This is a genomic window from Vibrio parahaemolyticus, from assembly GCF_900460535.1.
Taxonomy (GTDB): Bacteria; Pseudomonadota; Gammaproteobacteria; order Enterobacterales; family Vibrionaceae; genus Vibrio; species Vibrio parahaemolyticus.
Map to the genome: position 1 here is coordinate 339,779 of NZ_UHIL01000001.1, position 22,977 is coordinate 362,755.

19 protein-coding genes are annotated in these 22,977 nt (G+C 47.2%); 10 read left to right on the plus strand and 9 right to left on the minus strand.

Annotated features, from left to right (window positions below):
- Nucleotides 1-101: 101 nt before the first annotated feature.
- The 4 genes from glnG to glnA all read right to left on the minus strand — a co-directional run bounded on the left by glnG (nt 102) and on the right by glnA (nt 4,931).
- Nucleotides 102-1,505: a nitrogen regulation protein NR(I) gene (gene glnG / locus DYB02_RS01810; protein ID WP_005456831.1), complete on the minus strand. Its 1,404-nt coding sequence runs from the start codon at nt 1,503-1,505 to the stop codon at nt 102-104.
- Nucleotides 1,506-1,563: 58 nt separating this feature from the next.
- On the minus strand, nt 1,564-2,643 hold the full coding sequence (gene glnL / locus DYB02_RS01815; RefSeq protein ID WP_031776386.1) for a nitrogen regulation protein NR(II): 1,080 nt from the start codon (nt 2,641-2,643) through the stop codon (nt 1,564-1,566).
- Nucleotides 2,644-2,741: 98 nt separating this feature from the next.
- Nucleotides 2,742-3,323 (minus strand): DUF4124 domain-containing protein, encoded by a 582-nt coding sequence (locus DYB02_RS01820; RefSeq protein ID WP_029806117.1) that lies wholly within the window; start codon nt 3,321-3,323, stop codon nt 2,742-2,744.
- A 198-nt stretch (nt 3,324-3,521) separates the two neighbouring features.
- Nucleotides 3,522-4,931 carry a glutamate--ammonia ligase gene (gene glnA, locus DYB02_RS01825; RefSeq protein ID WP_005456818.1) on the minus strand — a complete coding sequence of 470 codons (1,410 nt, stop codon included), beginning with the start codon at nt 4,929-4,931 and terminating at the stop codon, nt 3,522-3,524.
- Between the two features lie 530 nt (nt 4,932-5,461).
- Here glnA and typA point away from each other — a divergent pair.
- Together typA and DYB02_RS01835 are read left to right on the plus strand one after the other, a co-directional pair.
- Nucleotides 5,462-7,291: a translational GTPase TypA gene (gene typA / locus DYB02_RS01830; protein ID WP_005456840.1), complete on the plus strand. Its 1,830-nt coding sequence runs from the start codon at nt 5,462-5,464 to the stop codon at nt 7,289-7,291.
- A gap of 72 nt (nt 7,292-7,363) precedes the next feature.
- On the plus strand, nt 7,364-7,906 hold the full coding sequence (locus DYB02_RS01835) for an AAA family ATPase (RefSeq protein WP_015296074.1): 543 nt from the start codon (nt 7,364-7,366) through the stop codon (nt 7,904-7,906).
- 31 nt (nt 7,907-7,937) lie between these two features.
- On the opposite strand, the gene DYB02_RS01840 is transcribed toward DYB02_RS01835, so the two are convergent.
- On the minus strand, nt 7,938-8,579 hold the full coding sequence (locus DYB02_RS01840) for a DUF2959 domain-containing protein (protein WP_005456820.1): 642 nt from the start codon (nt 8,577-8,579) through the stop codon (nt 7,938-7,940).
- A 34-nt stretch (nt 8,580-8,613) separates the two neighbouring features.
- Here DYB02_RS01840 and DYB02_RS01845 point away from each other — a divergent pair, with 34 nt between their 5' ends.
- From DYB02_RS01845 to DYB02_RS01855, 3 genes are all read left to right on the plus strand, one after another.
- On the plus strand, nt 8,614-9,558 hold the full coding sequence (locus tag DYB02_RS01845) for a virulence factor BrkB family protein (protein ID WP_005456793.1): 945 nt from the start codon (nt 8,614-8,616) through the stop codon (nt 9,556-9,558).
- On the plus strand, nt 9,530-9,964 hold the full coding sequence (gene dtd / locus DYB02_RS01850) for a D-aminoacyl-tRNA deacylase (RefSeq protein WP_005456795.1): 435 nt from the start codon (nt 9,530-9,532) through the stop codon (nt 9,962-9,964). The genes DYB02_RS01845 and dtd overlap by 29 nt, the downstream gene beginning before the upstream one ends.
- Before the next feature lie 108 nt (nt 9,965-10,072).
- The gene (locus DYB02_RS01855) at nt 10,073-10,990 is read left to right on the plus strand and encodes a bifunctional GNAT family N-acetyltransferase/hotdog fold thioesterase (protein ID WP_005456791.1); all 918 of its coding nucleotides are present in this window, start codon (nt 10,073-10,075) and stop codon (nt 10,988-10,990) included.
- On the opposite strand, the gene DYB02_RS01860 is transcribed toward DYB02_RS01855, so the two are convergent.
- The 4 genes from DYB02_RS01860 to hslR form a co-directional block, all read right to left on the minus strand.
- A complete protein-coding gene (locus DYB02_RS01860; protein ID WP_029845785.1) occupies nt 10,976-13,030 on the minus strand; it encodes an AsmA family protein in 2,055 nt (684 codons plus the stop codon). The genes DYB02_RS01855 and DYB02_RS01860 overlap by 15 nt on opposite strands.
- Before the next feature lie 195 nt (nt 13,031-13,225).
- Entirely contained in the window at nt 13,226-14,854 is a 1,629-nt protein-coding gene (gene pckA / locus DYB02_RS01865; protein WP_005478630.1) for a phosphoenolpyruvate carboxykinase (ATP), read from the minus strand.
- 336 nt (nt 14,855-15,190) lie between these two features.
- Nucleotides 15,191-16,066: an Hsp33 family molecular chaperone HslO gene (gene hslO, locus DYB02_RS01870; RefSeq protein WP_005465326.1), complete on the minus strand. Its 876-nt coding sequence runs from the start codon at nt 16,064-16,066 to the stop codon at nt 15,191-15,193.
- A gap of 31 nt (nt 16,067-16,097) precedes the next feature.
- Nucleotides 16,098-16,484, minus strand: a complete 387-nt coding sequence (hslR, locus tag DYB02_RS01875; protein WP_005465328.1) for a ribosome-associated heat shock protein Hsp15 — start codon at nt 16,482-16,484, stop codon at nt 16,098-16,100.
- A gap of 255 nt (nt 16,485-16,739) precedes the next feature.
- On the opposite strand from hslR, the gene gspC reads away from it, so the two are divergent.
- The 5 genes from gspC to gspG all read left to right on the plus strand — a co-directional run bounded on the left by gspC (nt 16,740) and on the right by gspG (nt 22,948).
- Nucleotides 16,740-17,663, plus strand: a complete 924-nt coding sequence (gene gspC, locus DYB02_RS01880; protein ID WP_005465330.1) for a type II secretion system protein GspC — start codon at nt 16,740-16,742, stop codon at nt 17,661-17,663.
- Between the two features lie 36 nt (nt 17,664-17,699).
- Nucleotides 17,700-19,724, plus strand: coding sequence for a type II secretion system secretin GspD (gene gspD, locus DYB02_RS01885; protein ID WP_005496714.1), 2,025 nt, complete (start codon nt 17,700-17,702; stop codon nt 19,722-19,724).
- Entirely contained in the window at nt 19,724-21,226 is a 1,503-nt protein-coding gene (gene gspE / locus DYB02_RS01890; protein WP_005496716.1) for a type II secretion system ATPase GspE, read from the plus strand. The genes gspD and gspE overlap by 1 nt, the downstream gene beginning before the upstream one ends.
- Nucleotides 21,226-22,443, plus strand: a complete 1,218-nt coding sequence (gspF, locus tag DYB02_RS01895) for a type II secretion system inner membrane protein GspF (protein WP_021822962.1) — start codon at nt 21,226-21,228, stop codon at nt 22,441-22,443. Before gspE ends, gspF begins: the two co-directional genes overlap by 1 nt.
- Nucleotides 22,444-22,504: 61 nt before the next feature.
- Nucleotides 22,505-22,948: a type II secretion system major pseudopilin GspG gene (gene gspG, locus DYB02_RS01900; protein WP_005465191.1), complete on the plus strand. Its 444-nt coding sequence runs from the start codon at nt 22,505-22,507 to the stop codon at nt 22,946-22,948.
- Nucleotides 22,949-22,977: the final 29 nt, after the last annotated feature.

Here is a 22,977-nt window from a genome sequence, read left to right on the forward strand (position 1 = left end):
TGCCTAGTCACATTAGGGATGGTTCACCTTAATTGTACTGACATTTCTATTAATATCGAGCGATAAGCACTCTCATTGTTAACTCACTGCTTAAGTGACGGTCAGTACAACTCTTTTAACTTTCTGGTTAGCGTATTGCGTCCCCAGCCTAATACTTTAGCGGCATCTTGCTTGTGACCTTTAGTGTGCTCCAATGCAGCTTCTAATAAAATGCGCTCAAATTCTGGTAATGCGAAAGAAAGTAGTTCTTTATCCCCCGCAGCGAGCGATTGACGTGCCCAGTCCGCCAATTGTTCTTGCCAGCTACCTTTGGTTGAATCCGAAACGGTCTTCTTCTCTTCCAAAAGCTCTGAAGGCAAATCGTTCGGTAATACTTCACTGCCACTCGCCATCACGGTTAACCAGCGACAAATGTTTTCTAGCTGACGTACGTTGCCCGGCCAATTGAGTCGATTGAGAATTTCGACTGTCGACGGGTGCAAGGTTTTGGTTTCCACTCCAAGCTCATCTGCGGCGCGTACCAGAAAGTGTTGTGTGAGCTTTTCAATGTCTTGTTTGCGTTCACGAAGCGCAGGAATTTGTACGCGAATGACGTTCAAGCGGTGGAACAAGTCTTCACGAAAATCGCCTTGGTGTACCAGCTTTTCGAGGTTTTGGTGCGTGGCGGCGACAATACGTACATCGACACGAATCGGAGAGTGACCACCAACACGGTAGAACTGACCATCCGCCAACACGCGCAGTAAACGTGTCTGGATATCCAGCGGCATGTCACCGATTTCGTCCAAAAAGAGCGTGCCTCCGTTGGCTTGCTCGAAGCGGCCTTGACGAACACTGTTCGCGCCCGTAAATGCGCCTTTTTCGTGACCGAACAACTCAGACTCAATCAAGTCTTTTGGAATCGCGGCCATATTGAGAGCGATAAAAGGTTTGTTGGCGCGGGGGCTATGGCGGTGAAGGGCATGAGCAACCAGCTCTTTACCCGTACCGGACTCCCCGTTGATCAAAACGGAAATCGACGAGCGAGAAAGGCGGCCAATAGCGCGGAACACTTCCTGCATTGCTGGCGCTTCACCGATGATCTCTGGCGTGTCGGCTGGGGCATCTTCTGAAGACAATTGCTCGCGTTTGTTTTCATGGCTGTGGGCAATCGCACGTTCGACCAGCGTTAAGGTTTCATCGATATCAAACGGTTTTGGCAGATACTCGAACGCGCCTTTTTGATAGGCGTTAACGGCGGCATCTAAGTCGGAATGCGCGGTCATGATGATCACGGGCAAATCAGGGTAATCACGTTGCACTTGCTTGAGCAGTTCTAATCCGTCGATACCGGGCATGCGAATATCAGACACCAGTACGTCTGGCACTTCGCGCTCAAGCGCCATCAAAACGCTTTCCCCGTCAGCGTAGGTTTCGCACTTTATGTTGGCTGAAGAGAGGGTTTTTTCCATCACCCAGCGAATTGAACTGTCGTCATCGACGACCCAAACATATCCTTTACTCATGTACTAATCCTTGCAGCAAAAACCGTAAATTGGCGCTCAACGAAATCCATTCGTGAGGTCAAATCGGCAAATAAATTGTAAAAGTGGTGTGGCCAGGCCAGCTTTCAACGTCGATTTTTCCGTTGTGCTGGTCGATCAAATTTTGTGAGATGGACAACCCAAGTCCGGTGCCGCCTTCGCGCCCGCTGACCATGGGATAAAACAAGGTGTCCTGTAATTCTGGTGGAATGCCCGGCCCGTTATCGGTGATCTCGACGCGCGCCGCTAATTTGCAGCGTTTGCCATGAATGTTGGCTTGATGCACCGTTCTGGTGCGAATGGTGATGTTGCCGTGCTCTTGATGAGCAAGAATTTGTGCCGCGTTGCTGACGATGTTCAGCATCGCTTGTTCTATTTGATCTGCATCCATCAAAATCTCGGGCAAGCTCGGGTCGTAGTCACGTTCGATGATGATAGAGTTTTGAGATTCTAACTCGACCAGTTGGCGTACTTTCTCCAGAATTTGGTGTAGATTTTCTTGTGTCTTTTTGCCCGGTTTCTGTGGGCCAAGTAGGCGGTCGACTAACGCTCTTAATCGATCTGCTTGTTCGATAATGATGTGGGTGTATTCGGTTAACGATGGATCGGGCAACATTTTTTCCAGCAGCTGCGCCGCACCGCGTAATCCGCCAAGTGGATTTTTGATCTCATGAGCTAAACCGCGCACGAGCAGTTTGGCGGCTTGTTGCTGTGCGTGTTGGTTGAGCTCTTGAGTGAGGCGTCGTTGTTGATCTATTTTGCGCATTTCAACCAATAGCATGAGCTGTCGTTGCCAAGTGATTGGACTTACTGTGACTTCCAGCATTAGCGGACGCCCATCGACGACAAACGTCACGTCACTATCGGTAATGCTTTGGCCACTTTGCAATGGCTGAGTCAGTAAGGCCAAGTCCAACGAAGCATGCTGAATCAGTTGAGAAAGCGATTGTTCGACAATGCGTTTGGCGCTTTGCGAAAACAACAGCTCAGCGGCTGGATTGGCATAGCGGATGGCCAATCCATCATCAAGAATCAGCGTTGCTGTGACCATGTTGTTGAGTATGGCACTAGGGAGACTGGTATCCACATTACGTCCTTGTTTGCGTTGAGATTGTGCAATGCACAATAATGGTGCAATAGAACGTTAAGTATGGCGAAGAAAGCTCAGAAGAAAAAGTAAAAAGCCTCATTGTGATGCGACTTTTTTACTCCGATTTTCTATTTTGCCCCTTTTACGGTCGGCTTAACGCTTGCTCTATGTAAATGCACCGTTATAGGGCTAATAGATGCAATAAGCTTGCCGCTTCGTTTAGCATGAACCGCGATAGTATGTGTGCCGCGATCGATGTTGTTTAATTGCCAAGTGAGCTGCGTTTGAGGTGCGCCATAAGGTTTCCCATCGAAGAACAGTTGCAGTTGTTCACCAATGCCCAGCTTACGATTGGCTTCCAGCTGGATATTGATCAAGCCACGATTACTACGAATGGTTTCATTGTGTTGAGGTGTGAGCATCGCCAGCTGCAAAGGTTGAGGCTTATCCGATTTCTTTTCTAGCTCTTCTTCTGGCTCGGGGGCTGCTTTGGCTTGTGGCGCAAGTGATTCAGTGCTCTCGACTTCTGGTGCTGGTGCACTGGCTTCAAGATTGGGCAATGCGATGGTCTTCGCGCCTTGGTTTGGGGTGTCACTGAAGTGCACTACGCCGTTTTCGTCTACCCAAGTGTAAGCGACCTGAGCCGAGGCTACAGAGGCCAGTAGCGTGCCGCTGAGTACACATAGCGATGGAATAAGCTGAACTTTCATGGCTCACCTTCTTTTGATCGATGATTTCACGTTTCAATGGCTTAGGCCTTTGACCTACAAGGTAAAAATAGCCCAAGCGTATTTTTATTATCCCCTCATGTTAAACGGCGAATCTTGACTGACGAATACAAAAAAGGCTCGCCTGCGAGGCGAGCCTAATATTTTGTTACTGTGTTTACATTTTACACAGTTTGAACCTTATACAGAGTAGTAAAGTTCGAACTCAAGTGGGTGAGTTGCCATGTTGATGCGCTCAACGTCTTTTGACTTAAGTGCGATGTAAGAATCGATAAAGTCGTCAGAGAATACGCCGCCCGCTGTTAAGAACTCACGGTCTTCGTTTAGTGCATTTAGAGCCACTTCTAGAGACTCAGCCACTTTAGGAATCTCAGCTGCTTCTTCTGCTGGTAGATCGTAAAGGTCTTTGTCCATCGCTTCGCCTGGGTGGATCTTGTTCTTGATACCGTCAAGACCAGCCATCAGTAGACAAGCAAACGCTAGGTATGGGTTTGCTGCTGGATCTGGGAAGCGAGCTTCGATACGACGTGCTTTCGGGCTTGGTACCACTGGGATACGGATAGAAGCTGAACGGTTACGTGCAGAGTAAGCAAGCATAACTGGTGCTTCAAATCCAGGTACAAGACGCTTGTACGAGTTTGTTGATGGGTTAGCAAACGCGTTGATTGCACGAGCGTGTTTGATGATACCGCCGATGTAGTAAAGCGCTGTTTCAGATAGACCGCCGTACTTGTCGCCAGCAAACAGGTTAACGCCGTCTTTTGCTAGAGATTGGTGAACGTGCATGCCAGAGCCGTTGTCGCCAACGAGTGGTTTAGGCATGAATGTCGCTGTTTTACCAAATGCGTGAGCAACGTTATGTACTACGTATTTGTAAATTTGGATTTCGTCAGCTTTCGTTGTTAGCGTATTAAAACGAGTTGCGATTTCGTTTTGACCCGCAGTCGCCACTTCGTGGTGGTGCGCTTCAACAACTAGGCCCATTTCTTCCATGATTAGACACATTGCAGAGCGGATGTCTTGAGAAGAGTCAACAGGAGCTACTGGGAAGTAACCGCCTTTAACGCCTGGACGGTGGCCTTTGTTACCGCCTTCGATGTCGCTGCCTGTGTTCCATGCTGCTTCGATGTCGTCAATCTTGAAGAAAGAACCTGACATGTCGTTAGAGAACTTCACGTCATCGAATAGGAAGAATTCTGGCTCAGGACCAACAAGCACTGTATCTGCGATACCTGTTGAGCGCATGTAGTCTTCAGCGCGCTTTGCGATAGAGCGTGGGTCACGGTCGTAACCTTGCATTGTTGCAGGTTCTAGGATATCACAACGGATGTTTAGCGTTGCATCTTCCGTGAATGGGTCAAGCACAGCTGAAGATGCGTCTGGCATCATTACCATGTCTGACTCGTTGATGCCTTTCCAGCCAGCAACTGATGAACCATCGAACATTTTACCTTCTTCGAAGAAGTCTGCATCGATTTGGTGAGCAGGAATCGAAATGTGCTGCTCTTTACCTTTTGTATCAGTGAAGCGTAGGTCAACAAACTTTACTTCGTTTTCTTGGATCAGCGATAGAACGTTTTCTACTGACATCTTGGATAACCTCCAGTGTTAATAAGCGGTAAAAGCTCGATTTATGAAATATTCATGAACCCGGCATTGATTAATCTTTTTGACTTTTCATTAATCGATGCTGTGTTTACTAAAGCCAAAACCGTGCCAAAAAAAATATTCCATTAATTTCAATGAATTGTGTTTTTAGATGCTAGTTTGGTGCAAATGATTGCACCAAAATGATCTACGTTTGCACTAAAGTGGTGCGAATTAAGATTGTTGCACCACAATGTGACAGCAGCATTGCTTATTCAGCCCAGTTTTTGAGCAAGAGTCAATTTGTATTGTGCAACGATTAGAATAAAGTTGTGTTTTATCAATTCGTTCAGCGGAAGGAAAGTGGGCATTAGGCGTAAAATTCACAGAAATGCTCGGGAGTAGATCACATATTTCTAGGCTTTTTGCTAAAATCTGGTACATTATGGCCGTTTTTTTAATCAGCAAATGTCACCAGAGAGCACCCGTTCTCAGCGTGGGGGCATTTCATCTATCTAAGTGAATCAATATCCATGGCTACTCCACAGATTGATAAATTAAGAAATATCGCGATTATCGCGCACGTTGACCACGGTAAAACAACGTTGGTTGACAAGCTGCTACAACAATCAGGCACGCTAGAGTCTCGCGGTGAAGCTGAAGAGCGAGTCATGGACTCGAACGACATCGAGAAAGAGCGCGGTATTACAATCCTTGCTAAAAACACAGCAATTAACTGGAACGATTACCGTATCAACATCGTAGATACTCCGGGACACGCGGACTTCGGTGGTGAAGTAGAACGTATCATGTCGATGGTAGACTCTGTACTACTTATCGTTGACGCGGTTGACGGCCCAATGCCACAAACGCGCTTCGTAACGCAAAAAGCATTTGCGCACGGTCTTAAGCCAATCGTTGTAATCAACAAGATTGACCGCCCAGGCGCTCGTCCTGATTGGGTTATGGACCAAGTGTTCGACCTATTCGACAACCTAGGTGCAACTGATGACCAGCTAGACTTTAAAGTGGTTTACGCATCAGCACTTAACGGTTGGGCTTCTCTAGAAGAAGGCGAAACTGGCGAGAACATGGAACCACTATTCCAAACTATCGTTGATGTTGTTGACGCACCAAATGTTGACCTTGATGGTCCACTACAGATGCAAGTTTCTCAGCTAGACTACAGCTCTTATGTTGGTGTTATCGGTGTTGCTCGTGTAACTCGTGGTAGCGTTAAAGCAAACCAACAAGTAACCATCATTGGTGCTGACGGTAAAACTCGTAACGGTAAAGTTGGCACAGTAATGGGCTACCTAGGCCTAGAGCGTCACGAAGTTGAGCAAGCTAACGCAGGTGATATCATTGCGATCACTGGTCTTGGCGAGCTAAAAATCTCTGACACTATCTGTGCACAAAACGCAGTAGAAGCACTACCTGCACTGTCTGTTGATGAACCGACAGTAACGATGACGTTCCAAGTAAACACGTCTCCATTCGCTGGTAAAGAAGGTAAGTTCGTAACTTCACGTAACATCCTTGAGCGTCTAGAGAAAGAATTGGTACACAACGTTGCACTACGCGTTGAGCAAACAGACGATCCAGACAAATTCCGCGTATCAGGCCGTGGTGAACTTCACCTATCTATCCTGATCGAAAACATGCGTCGTGAAGGCTTCGAGCTTGCAGTATCTCGTCCAGAAGTAATCATCAAAGAAGAAGATGGTCAGCTAATGGAACCGTTCGAAACCGTAACTATCGACGTTATGGAAGAGCACCAAGGCGGTATCATGGAGAACATCGGCCTACGTAAAGGTGAGCTAAAAGATATGGCTCCAGACGGCAAAGGCCGTGTACGTATGGACTTCATCATGCCATCTCGTGGTCTGATCGGTTTCCAAACGGAATTCATGACACTAACTTCTGGTTCTGGTCTTCTTTACCATACGTTCGATCATTACGGCCCTCACAAAGGCGGTAACATCGGTCAACGTGTTAACGGTGTACTTATCGCGAACGCAGCTGGTAAAGCACTAACGAACGCACTGTTCAACCTTCAAGAGCGTGGTCGTCTATTCATCGGTCACGGTGTAGAAGTTTACGAAGGCATGGTTATCGGTATTCACAGCCGCGACAATGACCTAACAGTAAACGCACTGAAAGGTAAGCAGCTAACCAACGTTCGTGCATCTGGTACAGATGACGCACAGGTTCTTACTCCGCCAATCGTTATGACTCTAGAACAAGCTCTAGAATTCATCGATGACGACGAACTAGTAGAAGTAACACCTGAAAGCATCCGTATCCGTAAGAAATTCCTAACGGAAAGCGACCGTAAGCGTGCTTCACGTTCAGCAAAATAATTTGCTGTAGCGGATTAGCTTAAATACAAGCCTCGAGTTAAGCTCGGGGCTTGTTGTTTTTAGGGAGATAACATGAAGCCGATTGTGATTACCGGTGGTCCAGGAGCGGGCAAAACAACGTTACTCAACGCGTTAGGCAAACAAGGCTACGCCACGTTTGCTGAAGGCTCACGCTCGTTGATAGAGCAGCAAAGTGCATTGGACAATGGCATTTTGCCGTGGACCAATCTGCCTGAGTTTGCCAAATTGTGTCTGAACCTAATGAGTGAGCAAAAGCGTGAGGCGTTGAATACTAACGTGGCTTTTGTAGATCGCGCGATTCCAGATATTGTTGCTTATCTACAAGTCGGTGGTTGTCACGTTGACCAAGCTTTCTTAACTGAAAGTGCTGGGTACCATAGTCAGGTGCTTACTTGTCGACCTGAAGCGTCCATTTACGTACAAGATGAAGTGCGTCCGCACAGCTTTGAAGAAGCGCTGAAAATCCATCAAACCCTAATCAATACTTATGTTGAGCTCGGATATCAAGTGGTGGAAGTGCCATGGGGCAGTGTTGAAGAGCGCGTGGGTTTTGTTCGAAGAGTAATAGGCTTAGTCGGCGAGGTAGCAGACTAAAACCTCCTCGCGAGGAGGAGGCCTGAATGATTTACTTTTGATTAAGCTTTTGCAGGAACTTATCCGATTCAGCGATCGCTTCGTTCATTTGTTTGATGGCAAATTGAATGTCTTTCTCTAAGCTAGAGAACTCGCCTTGCAAAGAACCAATCGCACTCGCGTTGAGGTTATGTTTTAGATACAGCGTATTATCACGCAGTGTGTTCAGCACTGGCGTCATCTTTTTCTCTGCACGCTTCATTGCGCTGAGCATGGTTTTGTAAGAGGCTTTGGTTTCACGCAGTTTTTGTTCGCTTGAGCGGCGCAGTTTCGCACTGGTGTACAAGTCTAACTCGCCTTGCCATTCTTCAAACAGTGCATCAGAGACATCTTCGATTGCAGCAATACGGTCACGCACATCTTGAGCGGCTTTTTCGCTGTCTTCGTATTTGTCATTGATGTTGTTGTAAACGCTTTCTAATTCACCACCGTCAAAATTGGTTAGTGCTGATAAGGCTTCAAGTGCGCTAGTGAATTCTTCTTGTGCTTCTTGTTGTGATTCTTTGGCATCTTCCACTCGGTCAACCATAATATCTCGTTTATGGTAGCCCACTTGCTCCATCGCAGAGTAATACGCAGATTGACACCCTGTTAAAGTGAAAATTGATAGTACAATTGCTAATAAATAAGGCATTCTTATGTCCTCGACGCTAATTATGGGATGAACTATGAACCAGTTATCAGAGAGTTACAAGGCGAGATTGAGCAATCTACTGCCAAGTTGCGTCGCGTTTTTTAAGTATCTTCTTAAGCGTTTGACGCATGATCGCGTTAATGTAAATGCTGGCTACCTTGCCTATATTACCTTGCTATCCATCGTGCCAATGTTAACGGTACTGTTATCAATATTGTCGAAGTTCCCTGTTTTCGCGAACGTTGGCGAAGTGCTGCAAGGCTACATCATCGAAAACTTTGTACCGGCATCTGGTGAGGCGGTGCACACTGCACTGCAAGAGTTTGTGGCGAACACCGGCAAAATGAGTGCCGTCGGTGGTGGCTTCTTGTTTATTGCTGCGCTGATGCTGATCTCCAACATCGATAAAAATCTAAACTACATCTGGCGAGTCAAAGACAAGCGCCGTTTGGTGTTCTCATTTTCGATGTATTGGATGGTATTAACGCTAGGGCCGATTTTAGTCGGCGCGAGTATTGCAGCAACGTCTTATGTCACGTCGTTACAAATCTTAGAAAATGAAACGCTGTCTGGCGCCTTCAATTTGTTCTTACGCTGGTTGCCGCTCTTGCTGTCATTTTTTGCATTTTTAGGTTTGTACATTCTGGTGCCAAACAAAAAAGTGCATTTAGCGCATGGCGCTGTAGGCGCCGCCGTTGCGGCGATACTGTTTGAATTAAGTAAGAAAGGCTTTGCCCTCTATATCACTCAGTTCCCCTCTTACCAGCTGATTTACGGCGCTTTAGCCGCAATTCCTATCTTGTTTGTCTGGGTTTACTTGTGCTGGATGATCGTCTTGCTGGGGGCAGAAGTCACCGCAGCATTGGGTGAGCAAGAGCACTGGAGTGAAGATCTAGACATGATACACTCGTCGGCTGAATCTCAGTTAGCAAATGAAGGAAGCGAGAGTAGTGATAGCGCTAATTCAACGAGTCAGTGAAGCAGCCGTTCGTGTAGACGGTGAAGTGGTTGGGGAAATCAATACAGGTCTTCTTGTCCTACTTGGTGTTGAGAAGGACGACGATGAAGCCAAAGCAAAACGTTTGATGGAACGTGTGACCACCTACCGAGTCTTTGAAGACGACGAAGGAAAAATGAACCTCAACGTCAAACAAGTGAACGGTAAGGTTTTGGTGGTGTCTCAATTTACGTTACCGGCAGATACCAAGAAAGGCACACGTGCAGGCTTTTCTCGTGGTGCGCATCCAGCCGACGCTGAACGTCTGTATGACTACTTTTCTGACTTGTGTGAGCAGGAATTGCCAACCGAGCGTGGTCGCTTCGCGGCCGATATGAAAGTGTCATTAATTAATGACGGCCCAGTGACTTTTTGGCTACAGGTCTAATCTGGCGTGGATACACCCATGGTCTAAGCTATATACCCAAGTGATTTGATTTTACTTGGGTATTTTCTCCCCAAGATTCTTACTGATTTGCACTTTCAAAGGATTGATATGTTCAAACTCATAACTCCAACAACCGAAAATCAGCTTAACAAGTACTATCAATTTCGTTGGCAAATGCTTCGAGAGCCATGGCGCATGCCAGTAGGCTCTGAACGGGATGAATATGATGTGGTGAGCCATCACCGCATGATTGTGGATAGCCGTGGCCGTCCAATGGCGATCGGACGTTTGTACATTACTCCGGATAACGATGGCCAAATCCGCTATATGGCGGTGAAAGGCAATCGTCGCAGCAAAGGCATGGGATCACTGGTGTTGGTCGCGTTGGAATCGCTTGCGCGCCAAGAAGGTGCGAAACGTTTGGTATGTAATGCTCGTGAAGACGCGATTGCGTTTTATGAAAAAAACGGTTTTGAACGTCGTGGTGAGTTGACCGATGAACGCGGTCCGGTTCGTCACCAACAAATGGTGAAGCCGCTTGATCCGATGGCGAATGTGTTACGTCGCCCAGAATGGTGCACGGAATTGCAGCAGCGCTGGGAAGCGCAAATCCCAATTGCGGACAAAATGGGCATCAAAATCAACCAATACACCGGTTATCAGTTCGAATGCAGTGCCCAGCTCAATCCGAATTTGAACCCGCACAATACGATGTTTGCTGGTTCGGCATTTACGTTGGCAACGCTGACGGGATGGGGAATGACGTGGTTACTGCTCAAAGAGCGCGGTTTGCATGGCGATATTGTTCTGGCAGACAGCTCGATTCGTTATCGTCATCCGGTGGAGCAAAATCCGGTGGCGAGTACCTCGCTTGATGGTATCAGTGGTGATTTGGATCGCTTGGCGTCAGGGCGCAAGGCGCGCATTGTCATCCATGTGGTGATTTACAGCGGCGATACGCCTGCGGTTGATTTCGTTGGCACGTACATGCTGTTGCCCAACTATTCGCAACTACTCAGTTGCTAGTTCTTCTTCGGCTACGACCTCGTTCGTAGCCGGCTCTAACTCTTCTGTTATCTCCTCAACCAGCTCTTCTTCCGGTTGCTCTAGATTCGCCTCTGCAATGCCATGAAAGCTCGATTCCTCCGGCTGAGCATCGTTCGTTGGTACGTTCGGTGTTAAGTGGTCTGGCTGTTGTGGTGAGTCGCAGTCATTACGTGATATTTCACCATCGAGCAGATCGCCTATGATTATGCCGCAGTGATCCTTGAGCTGGAATGTCAAACCGCTGAGTGGGTTGTTGGCCATGTCAAACTCGCCGCCAATCTGACCGGATATGACATTGCCGGAGATGGTTACAGGCTTGAGTGATACAGCGCCCCGCTGCGCGTGCACTCGAATAGGGGAAAACGTGATGCTCTTAAGCGACTTATCGGCTTGTGAGCGTAGTGTCGTTTCTCGTAGGTTTGCTTCCACTTGCCCCGTTAAGCTGTACGCCAACATGTTGTTGTCACCAGATAGACCTTGCAGGTCGAGATTGAGGTCAGAAAATCCATCTACCGCGAATACATCGGGCAGGTATGGGTGAAGCAGTTTGAGTGGAATGCCATCTGCACTCAAATTAAGCGCCCAAGGTTGGCTTGCCGTACTTAAATCAAGTTGACCAAAGCCTTCAATGTAACCTTGTTCTAGTGGAGCAAACAGACGAGAGAGTTGCCACAACCCTTGCTCACTTTGTGTCGAAATCGCAGCATGAGAAGACAGAACTTGGTCGTAGCTCGCATTCACGACACTCGCGTCGAGACTGCCATGCCATACGCCCCAATAACGGTGCTGGCGCTTTAACTTTAGCGCTTTTCCTTCGACGTTTAAGCCAGAGAGTTGCCAGAATGGTTCGTGCGCTAATTGGATTATCTGACTACGTTCAATATCAAGTTCTTGGATATCCACTTCTTGTAACGCGCTGGTGGCAGCCTTCCACCAATCCTTGTTGTCATCAGACTGGATAGCCCATTTCAATCCTTGAACAGAAGCCGTGTCGAGTTGCCAGTGCGTCGGTTTGAATTGACCAGATACCTGTACGCGGCCTTGCTGCCAATCTAGGCTCAGTTCTTGGAGCTGGATATTCTCGGGCGTGAAAATGGCGTTCAAGCGTGGCTCTATTGCGGTTTGCTCTTGGAAACGAACACTGTCAGCTTGTAAAGACACTTTGGCAGTGGCATTCCATAGAGATGCAGGCAGTGAGGCATCTTCAACGGACAGTTCAAGGTTTTGCCAGTGCCATTCCCCCCATTCAATATCGGCGTTAAGCAAGTCGAGGCTATTAATGTGGTTAATGGTGAACGGCAATTCTTGCCACGGTTTAGAGAGTAAAGATTGTCGCTGTGCATTGGTGATTGCCAACTTATCAATCGTGACATTGACCAAAGACCAGCCTTGCGGATATTGCTCACCTTGCCCTGAGATTTGGCTATTGTGCCATTTAAAAGACGTGCCATAGAGGGTGCTGTTTTGGGCTTGATAATCCACATCAACCAGTACTTTTTGTATCGCCTCACCGTGCCAATACATTTGCTCTGCAGAAGCCTGAATAGCGCCGTAAGGCCATAATTGTTGAGCGTTTAGCCAAGTAGGATCTTGGATTTGGATACTCAATCCAGTTACGGAAAAGCGCGCATCCGCGTAATCAATATTTTTCAGCGCAATCTGGTGGAACTGGATCGACTCTAAGTTAGGCCGTGTCGGTATGCCTTTTTTTAGACTCACCCCATCGATCAGCAAGCTATCGATAATCCATTTCCCATCTCGTCGTATGTCAGGGTTCAGCCACACGTCGACTTGTTCAATATAAGGCAGTTGAGCGTCTTGGGAGCGAACGTTTTGCAGCGAAAGGTGGTAAGGGAAGTCGTAATGAACGCGCTCCGCTTGGATCGGTAAGCCAAGGTAGGGTGAAACCCATTGCCATGTAGAATTGGCGTATGAGGTGGTTAACAGCGCAATAATGGTCGCCGGAAGGGCAATCAATACCACCAGTAAGAGAATTAGAATTCGACGCGCTGTTTTCATCCCTGTCAGAACCTGTAAGTGAAGTGTCGGAAAACTGATGAGGTCAGTTATACAAATAACCCAGTTAGGCTTTAGCTTGTATCAATCTGGTGTGGGATTCAATAAAAAGCCCCTCAAAAGAGGGGCTTGAAGAGCATTTTTGTAACTAAGTCACTGTTGTCATCAAATCACAGGTCACTCAGTTTTGCTTCGGTATTAGTCCAGTTGAGGACCAGCCGCAACCAGTGCTTTACCTTCCGCGTTGTCTGTGTACTTATCAAAGTTATTGATAAAGCGCTCAGCCAAGTCTTTCGCTTTGCTTTCCCATTGTAGTGGGTCAACGTACGTGTCACGAGGGTCAAGGATGCTTGGATCCACACCTGGTAGTGAAGTAGGTACTTCAAGGTTGAAGATTGGAATGTGCTTAGTTGGCGCATCTTCAATCGAGCCATCTAGGATCGCATCAATGATGCCGCGTGTATCTTGGATAGAGATACGTTTACCTGTGCCGTTCCAGCCGGTGTTCACTAGGTATGCTTCTGCACCTGCGGCTTCCATACGTTTTACCAGTACTTCTGCGTATTTAGTTGGGTGAAGCGTTAGGAACGCTGCGCCAAAACATGCAGAGAATGTTGGTGTTGGCTCAGTAATGCCTCGCTCTGTGCCAGCCAGTTTTGCAGTAAAGCCAGATAGGAAGTGGTATTTGGTTTGCTCTGGAGTCAACTTAGACACTGGCGGTAGCACGCCAAATGCGTCTGCCGATAGGAAGATCACTTTGTTTGCGTGACCGCCTTTTGATACTGGCTTAACGATGTTTTCGATGTGGTAGATAGGGTAAGAAACACGTGTGTTTTCTGTCTTAGAGCCGTCATCAAAATCGATAGAGCCGTCGCTACGAACCGTTACGTTTTCTAGCAACGCATCGCGGCGGATCGCGTTGTAGATGTCTGGCTCAGCTTCTTTCGATAGCTTGATGGTTTTTGCGTAACAACCGCCTTCGAAGTTGAAGACACCATCGTCATCCCAGCCGTGCTCATCATCACCAATTAGAGCGCGTTTAGGGTCGGTAGAGAGTGTTGTTTTACCTGTACCAGATAGGCCGAAGAATACTGCTACGTCGCCGTCTTTGCCCATGTTGGCACTACAGTGCATCGATGCGATGTCTTTCAGAGGAAGGAAGTAGTTCATCATCGCGAACATACCTTTCTTCATCTCGCCGCCGTACCACGTACCACCGATCAGTTGTGTACGCTCAGTAAGGTTGAATACCGTGAAGTTTTCAGAGTTCAGACCTTGCTCTTCCCATTTCGGGTTGGTGCATTTCGCGCCGTTCATTACTACGAAGTCAGGTTCAAACGTTGCAAGTTCTTCTTCGGTAGGACGAATGAACATGTTTTTCACGAAGTGTGCTTGCCATGCTACTTCCGTGATCACACGAATGCTCAAGCGAGTATCTGGGTTAGCACCACAGTAACCGTCAACGACAAATAGGCGTTTGCCAGACAACTGGTTAGTCACCAACTCTTTTAGGTCGTTCCACACTTCCTGAGTGATTGGTTTGTTGTCATTTTTTACGGTGTCAGAAGTCCACCACATGTGTTCTTCTGTCGTCGCATCTTTAACGATGTATTTATCTTTTGGTGAGCGACCAGTAAAGATGCCTGTATCAACAGCAACCGCACCTAATTCAGTAACCACACCGCGTTCGTAACCAGTTAGGTCAGCGCGCGTTTCTTCCTCAAACAGCAATTCGTAGCTTGGGTTGCGAACAACCTCTTTAACGTTATGCAGTCCGTGTTTGGTTAGATCAAGTGTTGCAGCCTTTGTATGTTCCATAACGGTCATAGGTGCTCCTTATAAGGATTTTTGTAGGGATTTTGTAAGAATGTTTTAATTTTTATCTGCTCACCATGCTAGCAACGGGGCGGGGAGAAAACAGGGAGATAGTTCAAAAATTGCCCATGATTTCATTAAGGTTTTAGGTAACCCGTCACATATTGGTGCGAATAGTTTATCGTGCGCGCAATCCTTTGCGCTAGGGCAAAACGATTATTAATTACTTAAAATTAAGCAGTTGTTTTATTACGTGGAAAGCTAGGTGTTACGGGGGATAGATCACAAAAAGGCCAGCATAGTGCTGGCCTTTTGTGGGTAAATTACGTGCTTGATAAGCTATAAAAATTAATGCAGCGTTTTATTGCCGCCTGAAGCTTGCGTATACAGTTCGGTAACTTCAGTTTCATCGAACGTATATGTTGTGCCACAGTAATCACAGTGTAAAGAAACCGATCCTACTTCAGCCAAAATGTCGTAAATTTCAGCTTTCTCAACGGTAATGATTGCCGCGCCGCTGCGCTCACGTGAACAGCCACAGTGGAACGCTACTGGTTGAGGTTCGTACACGCGTACTTTGTCTTGGTTGTATAGACGGTATAGTAGATCGTTCGCTTCTAGGCCAAACAGTTCTTCGTCTTTTACGGTGTTAGTCAGTTGCTCTAGGTGCTCGAAGTCATCTGGAGAACCAGTGCCATCAGGAATAACCTGAATAAGCATACCCGCCGCGTGCGGTTTACCTTCGAATTCGCCAGTGCGGATCCAAAGACGCGTTTTTAGCTGCTCAGAGTTAGCGAAGTAACCTTCTAGCACTTCCGTCAGGTTTTCACCTTCTAGACCAACCACACCTTGGTAGCGCTCGCCTTTTTTCGGCTCGATAGTGATAACTAGGTAACCTTTACCCATCATTTCGTGCAGGCTAGCGTCATCAGCGATGTCACCTTCCCAGCGCGCTACACCACGAACTTGTTGGTTGTGGTCGCCATTGATTACTGCAAGAGAAACAGGGCCGTCACCTTGAAGTTGGATTGTGATTGAGCCTTCGAATTTAAGAGTTGCAGTCAAAAGAGTCGTTGAAACGAGTAGCTCACCCAACAGTTTTTGTACTGCTGCCGGATATTCCTTGCTGGAGATAATACGTTGGTACGCTTCATCCAATTGTACCAACTCGCCACGCACTGAAAGATCTTCGAATAGGTAGCGGTTTAAAACATTATTTGCCATGGAGTGCTTTCCTCGTCGGTAATTCCGGCTTTTATTGGTGTTTGAACTTAATGATGTCTCGGCGCTGCTTTTTATCTGGGCGGCGTTCCGGACTAGGGTTGTGGGCGTTAAGTTTGCGTTGTGTCGCGTGTTCCTCACGTTTCGCTATACTTTCATTAGTTTCGCGATACAGGGTCTGTGCGACAGGGGCGCCTCGTCGTTGATCAGAAATCTTTTCGATAATCACGGTTTTTTCTTCGTTGCCTTGACGAAGTCTGATCTCAGCGCCCAATTCAACGATTTTACTCGGCTTGCTTCGTTGGCCATTATAGTGGACTTTACCACCATCGACCATATTACGAGCGATAGAGCGGGTTTTATAAAATCTTGCGGCCCATAGCCATTTATCTAGCCTAACGGCTTCATTTAGGGAACTCATAGAACACTACGCTATCTAATCACTGCCCGAATGTGGCAATGAGTGCTGGATTATTCACCTACAGATGGAGTCAAGGCGTATTTTTTTCAAGGGAGTTGGCAAAAACTGCATAAGAAAAAGGTATGAAAAGGAAGTTGTGATATAGTTCACTGCTCTTTGTTGAGTAATAATTTTATTGCAAATTTAGCAATTTAGAGTCGATAGTTATATTTTTATAGCCCAATTGACTAACGTTAGAATAAAGGAATCAATTCAGTGAAGCGTTTAGAGCTAAGTGCAGGATTATCAAGCAGACCGCTACTGGCTCAGATCAAGTCCAACCACCACGCAATTCAAGCGAAGCTCAGTTTGCTACTTACTTGCCTATTTATTGCGATAACTGGGTGGATACTCGGTAAAGTGGTGTGGTTAGCAATCCCTCAAACGTCTGATGTGCCAAAATGGAGGCCGTCGGCGGGTAACGTTATTGCCAGCAATAAATCGAATACGATTGATTTCAATGCCCTTCAAAGCGCCAACTTATTTGGCAAGTACACCGAACAAAAGCCTGTGGTCGTTGAGCAACCTGTTGTGAAAGACGCCCCAAAAACACGCCTGAATCTTACCCTTGTTGGCGCCGTTGCTAGCAGCAATCCTCAAACCAGCTTAGCGGTGATCGCTAACCGTGGTAAGCAAGCGACCTACGGAATTAGCGAAGAAATTGAAGGTACGCGTGCCACACTAAAAGCGGTGTTGGTCGATCGCGTGATCATCGATAACGAAGGCCGAGATGAAACTCTAATGCTGGAAGGCGTTGAGTATAAAAAATTGTCAGAATCGCCGCAGGCTACTCGAGTGCAAGCTGCACAGAAAGAACCTGCGTCAGACGTGAGTGACAAACTAGAGCAAATCCGAGAGGAGATTGCGAAAGATCCACAGAGTGTCTTTAAATACATCACCATTTCTCCAGTGAAAAAAGACGACGCCATTATTGGCTACCGAGTTTCTCCGGGTCGTGATGCGGCGTTATTTAATGATGTGGGTCTAGAACCTGGTGATATTGCGGTGCAACTTAATGGGATCGATTTAAGTGATCCATCTTCTTCAGTACAACTGATGCAAGTGATGAGCGATCCGCAAGAACTGAATTTGACTGTTGAGCGAGATGGTCAGCAGTACGACATCTATATCCAATTGTAATACTTAGGCAACCAGCGTAAGTTCAGGGAGACATACGTGAAACATTGGTTTAGCAAAAGTGCTTGGTTACTGGCAGGGAGTCTACTCTGCGTTCCAGGTGCTATGGCAAATGAATTTAGTGCGAGTTTCAAAGGCACTGACATTCAAGAATTCATCAACATTGTTGGTCGTAACTTAGAAAAGACCATCATCGTTGACCCTTCGGTGCGCGGTAAAATCGACGTTCGCAGCTACGACGTGTTAAACGAAGAGCAATATTACAGCTTCTTCCTTAACGTGTTGGAAGTGTACGGCTATGCAGTCGTAGAAATGGACAACGGCGTACTCAAAGTCATCAAAGCAAAAGACTCTAAGACCTCTGCAATCCCTGTTATGGGTGATGGTAGCGCAAAAGGCGATAGCGTCATCACTCGCGTGGTTGCTGTGCGAAATGTCTCTGTTCGTGAATTGTCACCGCTATTGCGCCAGCTGATTGATAACGCCGGTGCGGGTAATGTGGTTCATTACGATCCAGCTAACATCATCCTGATCACCGGTCGTGCAGCGGTAGTAAACCGTCTAGCAGAAATCATCAAACGCGTTGACCAAGCTGGTGACAAAGAGATCGAGCTAGTAGAGCTTCGCAATGCCTCGGCTGCTGAAATGGTTCGTATCGTAGAAGCCCTGAACAAAACGACCAACCAAAAGAGCACGCCTGAGTTTCTTGAACCAAAAATCGTCGCGGATGAGCGTACGAACTCGATCCTGATTTCTGGCGATCCGAAAGTACGTGCACGCCTGAAACGTTTGATTCGTCAACTTGACGTAGAAATGGCAACGAAAGGTAACAACCGAGTGGTTTACCTTAAGTATGCAAAAGCAGAAGACCTAGTTGATGTACTGAAAGGTGTCTCTGACAACCTGCAAGCCGAAAAACAAGCGGGTCAAAAAGGTGCATCCAGTGCACAACGCGGTGAAGTCGTGATTGCGGCTCATGAAGCAACCAACTCACTTGTTCTGACTGCGCCGCCAGATATCATGATGGCTTTGCAAGACGTAATTTCTCAATTAGATATTCGCCGTGCTCAGGTTCTGATTGAAGCCTTGATTGTTGAAATGGCCGAAGGTGATGGTATTAACCTAGGCGTTCAGTGGGGGTCACTAGAAACGGGTGCTGTGATCCAGTACGGCAACACAGGTGCGCCAATCGGCCAAGTCATGGTTGGTTTGGAAGAAGCGAAAGACGTTACCAAAACGGAAAGCTACTGGAATAGTGACACGAACAAGTGGGAAAACCGTCAGTACACTGAAGAAGGTGACTACTCAACACTTGCATCTGCTCTTGGCGGCGTAAATGGTGCCGCAATGAGCATCGTGATGGGTGACTGGACGGCGCTAATTAGTGCGGTTGCTTCGGATTCCAACTCAAACATCCTGTCTTCTCCAAGTATCACTGTGATGGATAACGGCGAAGCCTCATTCATCGTGGGTGAAGAAGTGCCTGTTATTACTGGCTCGACTGCTGGTTCAAACAACGACAACCCATTCCAAACCGTTGATCGTAAAGAAGTTGGTATCAAGCTCAAAGTTGTACCACAGATCAACGAAGGTGATTCTGTTCAGCTAAATATCGAACAAGAAGTCTCTAACGTATTGGGTGCCAATGGTGCCGTTGACGTTCGTTTCGCGAAGCGCCAACTTAACACTTCCGTGATGATCCAAGATGGTCAGATGCTGGTGCTAGGTGGTTTGGTTGATGAACGTGCACTAGAAAGTGAATCGAAAGTGCCACTGCTTGGTGATATTCCAGTATTGGGTCACTTGTTCAAATCAACCAGCACGCAAACCGAAAAACGTAACTTGATGGTCTTCATTAAGCCGACCATCATCCGTGATGGTATGACCGCAGATGGTATCACTCAGCGCAAATACAACTTTATTCGTGCAGAGCAGCTTTACAAAGCTGACCAAGGCTTGAAATTGATGCCAGATGAGAAGATCCCTGTGATCCCAGCATTTGGCCAAGATCGTAAGCATCCTGCTGAAATTCAAGCGTTTATCGATCAAATGGAAAAGAACTAATGGTAGATATGTTAGACACTGCGCCAAGTATGCGTCGTCTGCCATTCAGTTTTGCCAATCGCTTTAAACTGGTTTTGGAGACTGAGCATCCTGAGCGTCCTCCAATTCTTTACTACGTGGAACCGCTAAATCCAGCGGCTCTGGTTGAAGTGCGTCGTGTGCTTAAGCGCAGTTTCGTGCCTCAAGCCATCGATAAAGAATCCTTCGATAAAAAGCTGACTGAAGCGTATCAACGTGATTCATCAGAAGCTCGTCAATTGATGGAAGATATCGGTGCCGACAGTGACGATTTCTTCTCGTTGGCAGAAGAGCTACCGCATGACGAGGATTTGTTAGAGTCGGAAGACGATGCGCCAATCATCAAATTGATCAATGCCATGTTGGGTGAAGCGATCAAAGAAGGTGCGTCCGATATCCATATCGAAACGTTTGAAAAGACGCTTTCTATCCGCTTCCGTGTCGACGGCGTTCTGCGCGAAGTCTTGACGCCAAGTCGTAAGCTTGCGCCGTTATTGGTGTCTCGTGTGAAAGTTATGGCGAAGCTCGATATTGCTGAAAAGCGTGTGCCTCAAGATGGTCGTATCTCACTACGTATTGGTGGCCGAGCGGTCGACGTGCGTGTTTCTACCATGCCATCCTCTCACGGTGAACGAGTGGTAATGCGTCTGTTAGATAAAAACGCAACGCGCCTTGACCTGCACAGTTTGGGCATGACTCCTTCGGTACACGACAACTTCCGTCACCTCATTGGTCGCCCACACGGTATCATCTTGGTGACCGGCCCTACGGGTTCTGGTAAATCGACCACTTTGTACGCCGGCTTGCAAGAAATCAACAGCAACGAGCGCAACATTCTGACGGTGGAAGACCCAATCGAATTTGATATCGATGGCATTGGCCAGACTCAAGTTAACCCGAAAGTCGACATGACATTTGCGCGTGGTCTACGTGCGATCTTACGTCAGGACCCGGATGTGGTGATGGTGGGTGAGATCCGTGACTTAGAAACCGCGCAAATTGCGGTGCAAGCGTCTTTGACTGGTCACCTGGTAATGTCGACGCTGCATACCAACACCGCTGTTGGTGCGATCACGCGTCTGCGTGATATGGGTATTGAACCATTTTTGATCTCCTCTTCACTGCTTGGTGTGCTAGCGCAGCGTCTGGTTCGTACGCTCTGTTCTGACTGTAAAGAACCTTACGAAGCGGACAGCGAACAGAAAAAATTGTTTGGCATGGCAGAAAGTGAATCGCTCATTCTACATCGCGCGAAAGGCTGTGAAGCGTGTAACCAAAAAGGTTATCGCGGACGTACCGGCATTCATGAATTAGTGCTTGTCGATGAAACGGTTCAAGAGCTGATTCACCGCGAAGCAGGTGAGCAAGAAGTGGAAAAAGCCGTTCGTAATCATACGCCAAGTATTCGTAGTGATGGTCTAAGCAAAGTACGTCGTGGTATTACGTCACTTGAAGAAGTGATGCGAGTGACGAAGGAAGCGTAATGGCAGCATTTGAATACAAAGCGCTGGATGCAAAAGGCAAACAAAAAAAAGGCACGATTGAAGGGGATAACGCTCGTCAAGTGCGCCAACGACTGAAAGAACAAGGAATGCTCCCTGTTGAGGTCGTGGAAGCCAAAGCAAAGGCGGCTAAGTCTTCAGGCTCAGTGGGCTTCAAACGTGGTATCAAAACGGCTGAACTGGCTCTGATCACGCGTCAATTATCCACACTTGTTCAATCAGGTATGCCTCTTGAAGAGTGTCTTCGAGCAGTTTCTGAACAAGCAGAAAAGCCACGAATTCGCACCATGATCGCTGCAGTTCGCTCCAAAGTCACCGAAGGTTACCCATTGGCAGATAGCCTAGGTGATTATCCACACGTCTTTGACGAACTGTTTCGCTCTATGGTCGCCGCGGGTGAAAAATCTGGACACCTTGATACGGTTTTAGAGCGCTTGGCGGAGTACGTCGAAAACCGTCAGAAAATGCGTTCTAAGCTGTTGCAAGCGATGATCTACCCTGTCGTATTAGTGGTGTTTGCGGTGGCGATTGTCTCGTTCTTGTTGGCGACCGTGGTACCCAAAATCATCGAGCCGATCATTCAAATGGGGCAAGAGTTGCCACAGTCAACGCAATTTTTGCTGGCGGCTAGTGAGTTCGTCCAAGAGTGGGGGCTGATTATATTTGCCGTGCTAGTAGTTTGTTTTTATGGCTTAAAACTGGCGTTGCAAAAACCAGATTTTCGTTTGTCTTGGGACAGAAAAATCATCAGCTTGCCGCTCGTCGGTAAGATTTCTAAAGGTCTCAATACTGCTCGTTTCGCTCGTACCTTGTCGATTTGTACTTCAAGTGCGATCCCAATTCTTGAAGGGATGCGAGTGGCGGTTGATGTGATGTCGAACCGTTACGTAAAGCAGCAAGTGTTGATTGCTGCAGACAACGTCCGTGAAGGGGCAAGCTTGCGTAAAGCTCTGGATCAAACCCGTCTATTCCCACCGATGATGCTGCATATGATCGCTAGTGGTGAGCAGAGTGGTGAGTTAGAAAGCATGCTGACGCGTGCGGCGGACAACCAAGACCAAAACTTTGAATCTACGGTCAATATTGCGTTGGGAGTGTTCACTCCTGCCTTGATCGCATTGATGGCTGGATTGGTGTTATTCATTGTCATGGCGACCTTGATGCCGATGCTAGAAATGAATAACTTGATGAGCGGATAATATTCGAATTAAGGCGTGTCTAAATTAAGACGTGGCTTGAATCTAACTTTCGGAGAAAAAAATGAAATTTAAGCGTAGTAAGCAACATGGTTTCACACTGTTAGAAGTGATGGTAGTTGTTGTTATCTTGGGTATTTTGGCAAGTTTTGTTGTTCCAAACTTGCTAGGCAACAAAGAAAAGGCAGACCAACAAAAAGCGATCACTGACATTGTGGCGTTAGAGAACGCGTTGGATATGTACAAGCTAGACAACAGCGTGTACCCAACGACAGACCAAGGTCTAGACGCATTGGTTACTAAGCCTTCTAACCCAGAACCGCGCAACTACCGTGATGGTGGTTACATCAAGCGTCTTCCAAATGACCCTTGGGGTAATGCATACCAATACCTAAGCCCTGGTGACAACGGCACGATTGATATCTTCACTCTAGGTGCGGATGGTCAAGAGGGCGGTGAAGGTCCAGCAGCGGATATTGGCAACTGGAACATGCAAGACTTCCAATAAAATGAGCGCAAGCCAGCACTAATGAAACA